The sequence below is a fragment of the Aliivibrio sp. S3MY1 genome (genome assembly GCF_028765575.1).
Taxonomy (GTDB): Bacteria; Pseudomonadota; Gammaproteobacteria; order Enterobacterales; family Vibrionaceae; genus Aliivibrio.
On record NZ_JARACO010000153.1, the window covers coordinates 1 to 223 of the forward strand.

The following is a 223-nucleotide window of genomic DNA, read 5'->3' on the forward strand; positions in this document are numbered from 1 at the left end:
GTTTATTTATGGTAGTTAGGGTGTATGGAAATTTTAAAAGAAATCGCTTTACCAGTGTTGTTATCAACAATATCTGCTTACTTAGCTACGAAAGCGGCTTTTCGAAAGTATAAAAATGAAAAACGTTGGGATGATAAAAGAGAAAAGTATGCTGCGGTTATAGAGTCAGTTGAGTATATTGAAGCTTGGTATAACAGTTTGCATTATTCTTTAGGAATTGGCT

The 223-nt window shown here is 33.2% G+C and carries 1 protein-coding gene; it reads left to right on the forward strand.

Going from position 1 to position 223, the window contains the following annotated elements; genetic code table 11:
* Positions 1 to 24: 24 nt before the first annotated feature.
* On the forward strand, positions 25 to 223 hold a 199-nt coding region (locus PVK62_RS17635), incomplete at its 3' end, for a hypothetical protein (protein WP_274449516.1).